This window comes from Paenibacillus sp. P4_E11, assembly GCF_056401635.1.
The window spans coordinates 1-9,276 of sequence record NZ_JBFUIX010000140.1; the positions used below are offsets into that span (position 1 = coordinate 1).

At 47.2% G+C, this 9,276-nt stretch carries 11 protein-coding genes and 1 pseudogene; 5 read left to right on the forward strand and 7 right to left on the reverse strand.

The genetic code is table 11. From position 1 onward, the window contains the following. Positions 1 to 647: MerR family transcriptional regulator (locus tag AC1DWB_RS29100; protein ID WP_477544597.1), on the reverse strand; the 647-nt coding region annotated here is incomplete at its 3' end. Between the two features lie 140 nt (positions 648 to 787). Between AC1DWB_RS29100 and AC1DWB_RS29105 the strand changes: the two genes are divergently transcribed. Continuing rightward, positions 788 to 1,648: an Hsp33 family molecular chaperone HslO gene (locus AC1DWB_RS29105; RefSeq protein WP_477544598.1), complete on the forward strand. Its 861-nt coding sequence runs from the start codon at positions 788 to 790 to the stop codon at positions 1,646 to 1,648. Positions 1,649 to 1,792: 144 nt separating this feature from the next. On the opposite strand, the gene AC1DWB_RS29110 is transcribed toward AC1DWB_RS29105, so the two are convergent. Beyond that, positions 1,793 to 2,440: an NADPH-dependent F420 reductase gene (locus AC1DWB_RS29110; RefSeq protein ID WP_477544599.1), complete on the reverse strand. Its 648-nt coding sequence runs from the start codon at positions 2,438 to 2,440 to the stop codon at positions 1,793 to 1,795. Positions 2,441 to 2,544: 104 nt separating this feature from the next. Between AC1DWB_RS29110 and AC1DWB_RS29115 the strand changes: the two genes are divergently transcribed. Then, entirely contained in the window at positions 2,545 to 3,123 is a 579-nt protein-coding gene (locus tag AC1DWB_RS29115; RefSeq protein ID WP_477544600.1) for a TetR/AcrR family transcriptional regulator, read from the forward strand. A gap of 36 nt (positions 3,124 to 3,159) precedes the next feature. On the opposite strand, the pseudogene AC1DWB_RS29120 reads toward AC1DWB_RS29115, so the two are convergent. The 5 genes and pseudogenes from AC1DWB_RS29120 to AC1DWB_RS29140 all read right to left on the reverse strand — a co-directional run. Further along, positions 3,160 to 3,405: pseudogene (locus AC1DWB_RS29120) on the reverse strand (Ger(x)C family spore germination C-terminal domain-containing protein); the annotation flags it as partial. A 91-nt stretch (positions 3,406 to 3,496) separates the two neighbouring features. Then, complete coding sequence (locus AC1DWB_RS29125; RefSeq protein ID WP_477544601.1) at positions 3,497 to 3,766, reverse strand: hypothetical protein; 270 nt, start codon at positions 3,764 to 3,766, stop codon at positions 3,497 to 3,499. Between the two features lie 74 nt (positions 3,767 to 3,840). Next, a complete protein-coding gene (locus AC1DWB_RS29130) occupies positions 3,841 to 4,347 on the reverse strand; it encodes a hypothetical protein (protein WP_477544602.1) in 507 nt (168 codons plus the stop codon). Positions 4,348 to 4,587: 240 nt separating this feature from the next. After that, positions 4,588 to 5,103 (reverse strand): hypothetical protein, encoded by a 516-nt coding sequence (locus tag AC1DWB_RS29135; RefSeq protein WP_477544603.1) that lies wholly within the window; start codon positions 5,101 to 5,103, stop codon positions 4,588 to 4,590. Then, positions 5,103 to 7,259 (reverse strand): ABC transporter transmembrane domain-containing protein, encoded by a 2,157-nt coding sequence (locus AC1DWB_RS29140; RefSeq protein ID WP_477544604.1) that lies wholly within the window; start codon positions 7,257 to 7,259, stop codon positions 5,103 to 5,105. Before AC1DWB_RS29140 ends, AC1DWB_RS29135 begins: the two co-directional genes overlap by 1 nt. A 241-nt stretch (positions 7,260 to 7,500) precedes the next feature. Here AC1DWB_RS29140 and AC1DWB_RS29145 point away from each other — a divergent pair, with 241 nt between their 5' ends. The 3 genes from AC1DWB_RS29145 to AC1DWB_RS29155 all read left to right on the forward strand — a co-directional run. Beyond that, entirely contained in the window at positions 7,501 to 8,001 is a 501-nt protein-coding gene (locus AC1DWB_RS29145; RefSeq protein ID WP_477544605.1) for an RNA polymerase sigma factor, read from the forward strand. Beyond that, a complete protein-coding gene (locus tag AC1DWB_RS29150) occupies positions 7,986 to 8,648 on the forward strand; it encodes a zf-HC2 domain-containing protein (protein ID WP_477544606.1) in 663 nt (220 codons plus the stop codon). The genes AC1DWB_RS29145 and AC1DWB_RS29150 overlap by 16 nt, the downstream gene beginning before the upstream one ends. Positions 8,649 to 8,932: 284 nt before the next feature. Beyond that, a partial coding sequence (locus AC1DWB_RS29155) for a phosphatase PAP2 family protein (protein WP_477544607.1) occupies positions 8,933 to 9,276 on the forward strand: 344 nt, incomplete at its 3' end.

Here is a 9,276-nt window from a genome sequence, read left to right on the forward strand (position 1 = left end):
CTGTAATACCTTTCCGCCGATTGAATAAGTTGATCGTCTGCGGGGGCGAATGAGTCCATTTCATGCTTCCAACGTTCAGCTAACCCAGCTACTTCCGGATCATACGGCAGCTTACCCAGATTCATTAATCTTCGGAATTCGGCTATGAGCTGCATTCCTTCCGCATAACGTTTGCTAAGCTCATCCGCTTTGCTTGTTTTGAACCGATTCCACATATCTTCAACCTGTCCCGGCATAAAGTGTGGACTCTGTAACATTCTCATCATTTGCATGACCATCATAAACCTTTCACTCGATACCGATTGCCCTGAGTGTAGCAGCCCAACTATGTGCTGTACTTGATCGCGGAGTTCCACCATATTGTCGATCTGCTCGTTTAACCGGGAGATCTGCAGATTCAACACCTCGATTGGGTTATAATCGTGGTTATTCATCATGCCTTTAATATCTTCAAGGGCAAATCCCAACTGCTTCAACGAGATAATCTGATGCAACCGAGAAATATCAGCGTCTGTATATAGGCGATGGCCGGCTTCGGTAAGCCGAGAAGGCGAGAACAAACCGATTTGATCATAGTGATGCAACGTCCGAATGGTTAGTCCTGTTCGTTTAGACAATTCTCCTATTTTCAAACTTCGTTGTTTCATAGCAATCCCTCCCAGGCCTCTAACAGAGTTGGCTCTTCGTAGAAAACATAACTTGAATCTGACGTTACGTCAGGAATTATACTAGGAAGCGACCAAGTAAAGCAATCTGTTTTAGAAGTAATGGGGGGAATTCAATACAAATGGACAATTACATCATCAAAACACTCGCCTACGATAAACAAGTTCGTATCCTGTTTGTTGAGAATACAGATCTTATCGGAGCCCTCTGTAATCAACCAAATCTGAATAAGCTGTTGAGAACCGTACTCGGCAATACGATATGTGTCGCTAGTTTAGTCTCGGGATTATTAAAGGACAACCAGAGGGTGAGTCTTAAAGTGAAAGCTAGCAATCGGAATTATTGTATTTTTGCCGATGTCGATTCTACCGGGAATGTGCGCGGCTATATGAGTGAAGAATTGTTAAATGCTCCTTCGGAATATATGGACGAGGTATCAATGGAACAATTGATCGGCAAGAGAGGTTGTATTCAAGTCATGAAGGACATAGGAATGAACCATATCTTTACGGGGATTACAGACATGCCTTACGGAAATATTGTGGATGATTTTTCTCATTATTTCAAACAAAGTGAACAAACCCCTTCATTTTTCTCGACAACTCTCGTCTTTAATGAAAGGGATGAGGTTGTTATTAGCAGAGGAGTGGTGGCTCAATTGCTCCCAGGTGCGCCTGCTCGTCTTCTAAATCGAATTAGAAAACTCATTTTGGATCATCAACTGCAATTTGCAGCTATTGAGAACAGTAAGGCGTTAAAAGATATAATTCACATATTGTTCGAAAATATTGATATTCTAAGCATTGATCCTATCCAGTTGTCTTGTGAATGCTCCAAACAACTGTTCCTGCCTATGCTGTATGCCTTGGGCAGAGAAGAGTTGAAACACGCCTATGAAAATAATGATTCCATCCAGTTTGTGTGCCATTCGTGTGGGGAAAAATACTCGTTTCATCCATTTGAGATAGTAAATCTCCTCTAACATGGGAAGTGCTTCACAATATTGGCGGAGCACGCTACAAGGAAAGGACAGGTAGAGGGAGTGGAGAAGCGTCAGCGATCGTAACCTCTCTACCTGCCCGCCCTACGTGCTAACTAAACTCATCTCTATAATCAATAATTGGGTTTATCGTACAATCTTGAAGCTGAAATTCGGGTGTCCAACAGCCCCATATATCCTGGAAGACAGAGCAAGCAGCATTTCGGTGCCRCGCGCCGAAGAGATGGCGCCCAGATCGATGATGCTTTTCCAGCCGAACCATTCCTTCAAATATCCAATGACTTGGTTTTTGGCATCCTCATCATTCCCGCTTATGAACAGATCGTGCTGACCGTCCGCAAGGCTAAGCGGATCCACCATGATCGTGGAAGTTACGGTGTTCAATGTTTTCACCACTTTGGTCTCCGGGAAGGCACGTTGAATCTGTTCTCCTAATGAATCGGTGTTGACTACGGACAGACTCAGTTCACCATTTGAGAAATCAAGAGGAAGGGCAAGATCGATAAGTATTTTTCCCTTTAATACTTGTGGGCCTACTGCATGTAAGGCTTCGAGAGAGGCGCTACCTGGAGTCGCGTTAATCACAATCTCACCAAATGCTGCTGCCTCTTGGAAAGAACCGACGCTTGCTTTCTCATCTTGGCTAAATGACTCTAGCCACTCATTCAACTTCCCTGGATTCCTTGCACCTAATTTGACTTCGTGTCCCGCTTTGACGAGTGAACGCCCCAATGTTTGCCCAACATTTCCCGAACCGATAAATCCGATTTTCATTTGCTCTCCTCCTTAGTATACATACAGGTCAGTATAATTTCGACTACATTGACAGTATATATACCGATCTGTATAATGTCAAGCATGTGAGGTGACGATCATTAATGAACAAATCGAATGAAAAGAAATCAGCGGCACGCGAGCAATTGCTGGTTACCGCAAGCCGATTATTTTTTGAAAGAGGCTTCCATTCAGTTGGAGTCGATACGATTGCTGYCGAATCGGGCATTACAAAGATGACGATGTACAAACATTTTCCATCCAAAGATCACCTGATCGTTRCTATTCTGGAGAGATCCAGCGAGTTGTACTGGGAATGGTTCGAGAACACGATTCATGGAATAACGGAACCGGAGCAGCAGCTCATCGCCATATTCGAATCCGTTGCGAATCAACATTCATTATCCACACAGTCTACGTTCTGTCTGTATCAAGCCGTTGCCGTCGAATTTCCGTTTCCTGAACATATGGTGAACCAAGCGGCAGTTGAACATAAGCAATCCATTTCGAAACGCTTAGAATCTATTTGCGAGCAAGCTGGCTTGAAGTCACCTGGCCTTCTTGCCAGGCAACTATTTGTGCTCTTGGAAGGGTTTTGTATTTCCTCGCGTTTTATAGGTGCAGGCAACCCTACAGCGGATATAGTTCATGCGGCGACCACACTGATCAGGGCGTATTATTGAGCGTGCGATTTTCTAGGAAAAGACCTTCCAATCGGTTTAATTACCGGCGACCGTTTCACCCCACTGTTCCTCCACGCTTTTATACCGTTTGTATTCATTAGCCCGTGCATAAATCCCGAGACCGATTGGAAAAACGCGGTGTTCTATTATTTTCAGGATGAGGTCACCAAATTGTTTCTGAATTTGTTTGGTAATCATTTTCTCCAACTGTTCTTCTTGATCCTTCATATTTTTTGGATATAAGCGTTCCGTCAGTGTGACACGCATGTTGATTCGAATATCGAACTGGAAATGGTCCTAAGTGTACGAAAAACAGACATCTTCGCACAAATAGATTGTGCAAAGATGTCTGTTTGTTTTTGAGGATTTTCCTTCAAGAGAAATTAACGTATGCGAGAAGGACGAACACGCTGATGATCCACAGCACAGGGAAGATATTCCAGAGGAGTGCCGCTTTATAACGCTTGCGATTATACTGCACCCAGCTGGTGATCAAGGTCACTAGTAGTCCGAGCGGATAGGATAGCAAGTAGAAGATTAGAATCCAAGTGAACGTATTCCTGAATACGTCGACGTCATTGAAGCTCATGAGTGAGATACCGGCCATGAACAGCCAGACGGCGAGGAACAGGACGAATCCCATGTGTAGTCCGAGTAATACCCAGAACGTGGCTCTCCGATTTATCCGGATATTCTCCAATCCGCTTGATGGCTGCATCAGCGATAACGATTACAGAAGTCGGCAAATTCGCGAAATGACATGGAGTAGACGTTCACTTTTCCATAATTGGAATCAAACGAGTGGAGGTTGTCCGTGAGCTTGCGATATAAGCGGTTCGTGTATGTATTATCGGCCGGTGTGGGGATCCGTACTTCCAGTACATGGGGGTTCGCGTCTTCGATCTGCTCGGCCAACTTCTGCAAGCCACGAATGAACGTCCTGTTATTCTGATATTCCTCTATGAAGCAGCTATTGCCGAGTACCGCGATGTGTTTGTCCTTATACTCATCATCCGCCAGTCCCAGAACGAAGCTTCCGATTCCTACGACCTCATCAGTCTCGTTCAGGATGAGGGCAGCCCGGCCTTGATTCATATAGTTAGTGACATCTCTCACGGCAAGACTTACCCGATAATAGGGGATAATGCGTGTTCGGTGCTGGATATAGAAATCCGTAAAGCGGCTCCATTGGCTAGTAGTCGAGCAAACTTCGAATCGTATCATCGGACCGTTCACCTCTTATTGTATTTAATAGAAAAATATTGAAAAACTACTTGTTATTTCTAATTTCATTGCGTATAGTAGTGTTAAATTCATAAAGGGAGGTGAGTGAACATGGGACAATCTGGGTGCAATATGCCAGATACACCGGAGTTAATTCCTAGAGACGCAGACGGAAACATCATTCGCGATTAACACCATGTATTAGATGAGAAGGGGGCCAGCAGAGATGCTGGCTTCTTTTTACTTCCAGCGTGAAGAGATCGAAGCTACATATTGCCTTAATCGATCGGGCATCGTGACGTAACAGTCGAGCAGGCCGCAGGGATGCATCTTCGTATCGCGGAGCGTTGCAAAATGGCCGAAGAGTCTTCTGTTGGCGTCAGTCGAGGGGCAATAAAATTCAAACTCTTGTATCGGCTGCGGCAGCTCCGTCTCTCGCTCGAGAAGGGCCTCTATGGCTTGCACGAGCTTCGTACCCGAGCGGGCTTCGCCATCGATATAGAGCAGCACGATTTCGACCCGGGTCTGATCGGCACTCTGGTCTTTCCCCGTGCCAAATATATAGGCCAAGACGCCTCGGACTTGCCGAGCCTCATCCAGAGCGATCATGAAGCCGGAATCGTAGAGAGACTTATAGAGCAAACTCATAGTCGTGCTCCACTTGTACGGCAAGCCCAAATCCTCTGCGTGCCGGCATATGAACCGGACTCCATCCTCTTTCATCTGCTCCGTGCTGGCGGTCATCCATTGCAGCATCACTTTTCTCTCCTTTGCATTCGTGATCTTAACGTAGCTTCGAGCCCTTCCCGGATAGCGGGATAACGCAATAAGAGCGGATGGAATTGGTCGTACGACAAAGACAGCAGCCAACAGGACGTGGCTGTGACGATGGTGGCGGTCCGCGGGATGTGCTGCATGAGCGCAATTTCCCCGAAATGATCCCCGTCTTCCAGCACGGCTACTTTGCGGCGTTCACCTGTCCCTGTTGCGATGATGACTTCCACTCGGCCTCTCGCAATCAAATAAAACTTATCCCCTTGGTCGCCTTGCTCTACGACGGTCGTTCCCGCCTCGAATTTCTCCGTGACGAAGAGTTGAGATATCTCCTCCAGAGCGCCCAGTTCGATATCTCGGAAGAAGGGGAGCTTGCGCAGTCGATCCGACTGTACTTGCGCGCTGGCTCCGCCCTGTGCCAGCATGAACCCTTGTTGCTTCTCCCACATGCGGCGGTATAGGCCATCTTGCTCGATCAAATGATCATGCGTTCCGCTCTCAGCTACGGTCCCTTGACCCAGGACGATGATCCGGTCGGACATGGCGGCATAAGCCAATCGGTGCGTGACCGATACGATCGATATGCTGCTCGAGAGCGACAGGATCGTCTCATTCACGGATCGTTCGGTATCGGGATCGAGGGCCGATGTGGCTTCGTCCAGGAACAGGATGCGCGGTTTGCGCAGCAGAGCCCGGGCGAGCGCGATCCGCTGTCGCTGCCCTCCGGACAGGGAATCCCCGTAATTACGGACAAGGGTATCATAACCCTCTCGAAACCCAACTATGGTCTCATGGATGCCAGCCGCTCTAGCGGCTTCCTCGATCTCCGCCTCATTCGCATCGGGCTTGCCGACGCGAATGTTGTCCCTGATCGTAGCGTGGAACAGGATGGAGTCCTGGAAGACTACCCCTACCTGCTGAAGCAGTGACGCATATTGGGCTTCACGAATATCCTGAGAGTCGTACGTTACGACTCCACTCTGAGGGTCGGCGAACCGCATCAGCAGCTGCAGCACCGTACTTTTGCCGGAGCCGCTAGAGCCGACGATTGAAGTATAGCCGCTCACCGGAATCGTGAGGTCCAGGTGCTGCAACACTGGCTCACCAGGAACATAGGCGAAAGTGACGTCACGGAGCGCGATGTCCGAGCGGATAGGAGACAGCTTCGGTCCGTCCCGCTCGATCACATCAGGCTTCCAGTCCATCGCTTGCTGCACGCGCTCCAGGCTCGTCCGGGCGGATAGGATATAGGGCAGTACGGAGGTCAGGCCGAACATAGATGTGCCGACCGTGAAAAAAATCGAGTTATAGGCGATAAATTCGCCGATCGTGAGGCTCCCGTCGAACGTCAAATAGCTGCCATAGGCTAGAATGACGGCGGTCAGTATCGAGATGGCGAGCATTGGCAGCCGGGTCAGATTCGAGCTGACGAAGTTCCTCTGCACGCCGATCGAGAGCATCGTCCGAAGGTTACCTTCGATCTTCGCTAACATGCTGTGGCGTAGATCAAACGCGCGAATAACGCGGTACGCCTTCATATTCTCATCAATCGATCCGTTGAACTTGTCCAGCTGCGTATAATAGGCGTTGCCTAGGGCAAGAGAACGTGACTTCAACATCCGGAAGGGAATGAATAAGAGCGCAGAGCCGACTAAGGTCACCAGAGTCAGCTTCCATTCCATCGTGAAGAGGATGGAGAGTCCGACGATGACGCTAGTAACGGAGAGGAATCCTCCGGTCAGTATATAGAGTACGGCTGTCTGAATGGTGGGAATATCATCCGTATATCGGGCGAGAAGATCGCCGACCCCGAACCGCTCATAGAAGCGTTGGGACTGCAGCTGCATATGCTTAAACAGCCGGGTCCGATGATTGAACAGAAAGCTCGAGCCCAGTCGGGCTTTGGCGTAATCGCTGGAGATGCCGATCAGCACGTTAATCAATCCCAGAATCAGCAAGACACTGATAATGATCGCTAGAGCCTTACCGTCTCGGGGCAGCAGGGCCAGATCTATCAAGTATTTGTAGCTAAGGGAGGAGAGGTAACGGAACAAGATTTCAAAGACGGCACCTAACAGGATGAGGAATATGAATAACGGAGACGACCGAATCGTAGCGACTATACTCTTCCATAACATCTTAGTCCGTCTCCTTTGCTAGCTAAGCCATGTCGGCTATCGAGTCTTACGAGATCGCAATTAGTCTAACTGTAACGGACGCAACTACTTCGCAAACTGAAAAGAAAGCGCTTCATGTCAGGTTTGGATGAAAAGTCAACAATCTTAGGGTATTCTTAACAAGCGATGATCTGAAATGTTTTTAATAACACCTTGTAACGAAATCATGTTTTTCCGTACTTATGTAGTGGGAGGTGTACGAATGGAAAGTATTGAGCATCTCTATGAGACATATGCTCAAACGGTTTATAAATATTTGTTCAGCATCACGCAGAATGCCGATTTGTCCGAAGAACTTACGCAGGAAACATTCTATCAGGCTTTGAATACCATTCATAACTTCCGTGGCGACTGTAAAATTTCTGTTTGGTTATGCCAAATCGCAAAACGAGCGTGGTATAGAGAGCTCGACAAAAATAAAAAAACACAATCCGTTTCGATGGAAGAGCTAGAAATCCCAATTCGCTCCACAAAAAATTTAGAAACCGATGTTTTGCAAAATGAAGAAAAGCTTGCCATGTTTCGAATGTTGCATAGATTGGACGAGACCACGAAAGAAGTTATGTATCTACGCCTTTCTGGTGAGTTAAGTTTTGCCGAAATTGGCGATATTTTGGGACAAAGCGAAACCTGGGCTCGAGTGACTTTTTACCGCGGCAAACAAAAAATGATGAAAGGACGATCAGAATGGAACAAAGATTAAATTGCATAATCGTGCAAGATCTACTGCCCAATTATATTGAAGGGCTGACCAGTGACGTAACGAATAAGGCTATTGAAAATCACCTCGCTACCTGCAACGATTGCAGGAAGGCATTAGATAATATGACGAGGGAGACGAAAGGTATTAATGTAGTCCCGCCCAAACAGATTAACTTTCTGAAAAAAATCAAACGCAGACAATGGAAGGTAGCCAGTATTAGTGTGTTGATTTCCGTCGTGATTCTACTCGGCGCTTATTACCTCTTCGGAAGTAGAGACTTCCCCGTCTCCAGCCGTGACGTGACGATCAGCGATGTCTATCAAATGAATGATGGTTCCATTCATTATAGGATCTCAGCCAACGTGAAGGGCTATGTGAGCCGCGTATCCTCCCACAGTCGCGATACCTCGAGCACCACCCGGATCTATGAGCATAGGCGATTGAATACCGACCAGTACGTCGGCAATGTGGCAATACCCGAGAAATGGACGTCGGTGCATGAGCCTAACTTGAGTAAAGAAATCACAAGCCTCTATTACGAAGGAAATAATAAAAACGATAGGCTGATTATTTGGGAAAAAGGCATGAATATTCCTAAGGCCAATGCTGAGCAAGAGGCCAACTATAAAAACAATCTCAAAAAGTGAACATAGTAAAGAGATTAGTCTGCAAGCGTCTCCTTCAAAGATTGTAGGCTAATTTTTTTTTCCCTTGGAATGAAGTGAACTTAGAAGTTTTAACGTCTAATGAATGATCTGGTCCCTTTGTGTAACAACACCGGCAGCATGTGGTGTCCGTGAACGTGAGCTGGTATGAGACGTTCGCCGCAGACTGGCAACCGATATGATCATACAAGATGTGCTGAATAAGGTTGGACAAGGTCCCATTACGGGCGACAAAACATACGAATTTCAAGAGGGAGGGGTATGCCTTGACTAATAGGTTATACCGGTGGTTGAGGGAACAGGATACTCAACTATTTCTGAAATGCAATCATAACATTAGTCATTCTGTGCTTGGCCGGCTGCTTAGCTGGATTACCCATTTGGGTGGGGCAACGTTCACGATTGTGGCCACACTGTCCTTCATCCTGTTCGCACCGGAGCCATGGAGAACGACAGGGTGGAAAAGTTTGGCCGCACTTTCCGTCAGTCATGTGTTTGCGGTCATAGTGAAGAAAAAGATGCGCCGACCCAGACCATACGCAGTCATACGGCAGGCCAAGATCGTCATTAGCCCGTTGAAAGACTATTCGTTTCCGTCCGGACATACGAC